The sequence below is a fragment of the Gammaproteobacteria bacterium genome (assembly GCA_003696665.1).
GTDB lineage: Bacteria > Pseudomonadota > Gammaproteobacteria > Enterobacterales.
This window is the reverse complement of record RFGJ01000443.1, coordinates 1-1,281: the sequence shown is the minus strand read 5'-3', so window position 1 is coordinate 1,281 and position 1,281 is coordinate 1. Positions and strand designations below refer to the sequence as shown.

The 1,281-nt window shown below is 48.6% G+C and carries 1 protein-coding gene; it reads left to right on the top strand.

The annotated features are described in order from the left end of the window. Positions 1 to 13 precede the first annotated feature (13 nt). A partial coding sequence (locus tag D6694_11055) for a hypothetical protein (GenBank protein ID RMH39591.1) occupies positions 14 to 1,281 on the top strand: 1,268 nt, incomplete at its 3' end.

Below are 1,281 nucleotides of genomic sequence, written 5' to 3'. Positions count from 1 at the left end.
CGGGGGCGGGGTGATGGTGACGGGGAGGAACTACGGTTCAGTAGCGCCCCGGTTTTACAACTGCACGTTCAGGAACAACCGCGCGGCTTCGCGAGCCGGGGGACTGTATCGCAATGGTGGCAGCTTCGAAGAGACGGTCAATGACTTGTGGCAATGCCGGTTTATCGGCAATTACGCCTACCACCAGGGAGGTGCACTTTACTACGAAGAGGGCCCGGGCATCGACCGGTTCGAGATCGTGGACTGCGTGTTCGAAAATAACTGGACGACGCAGGGGACGGGCTCGACCATGATGTGGTTTGGGTCAAGAAGTGATGAATCCAGCAGTCTTCTTGTTGATAGCTGTTTTTTTAACAGTGAGCTGGAAGTTTCGATACCTGGCCCGGATGAATATGTTATGATATTTATTGTGAATTCTGGATCTTCCATTCAAAATGTGACATTTAGAAATTCTGTGTTCGAAGGTTTTTTCCCATTGAAGAATTTGGTTTTATTAGACAATGTATTGCCTTATGTTGGCCCACCTGCTCTTTTTATTTTGGAAAAAATAAAACTGGATAATTATTATTCTAACATTGCTTCGGTGGGCACTCAGGAGCTGGTCGTGAAAAACATACGTATAGGTGATAATGTGAATAAAATGGGGTTGGGGTTTCATTGTAATGAATTGACGTTTAATGGAATAATGTTGAATGGTGGAAATATGTTGAATGATGGGGCTGTCGTATCGGTGCTGGGTTTGGTGGGATTTGATGATGATAATCATTTGTTTGTAAAGATGAGTAATTTGCATGTGTTATGGGATAGCTCTATTTATTCAGGAGCGTTTATGAATGTTGGCAAGGTGCCATTAATGGACGATTTGGATATTCAGATTGTGAATAGTTTATTTGATGGTTTTTCACATGATATTTTAAAATTTGATTCCATTGTGCCTGTCAGGTTTTATAACACCTCTATCCTCCCACGATTGAGTGCTTTTGATACCCTTCCCTACCACCTGACGCACTGCTACGTAGGAGACACGACGGGTGTGAGCGAGGTATTGGAGTGGGGTCCTGGCAACATCGTGGGCGGGGAGGCAGGTTTCGTGGATTCGGTCGGTGGCGATTTTCACCTGTTGCCGTGCTCGCCGCTGCGCGATGCGGGCTATACGGCTGTGGTGCAGCAGTTGGGTCTGGCCACCGACCTGGACGGTGAGGCGCGGGTGCAGGGCGCGGCGGTGGACATCGGGCCGTACGAGCACGCGGCGCTGCGGCTGGAGCTGGACAGCGTGTGGGG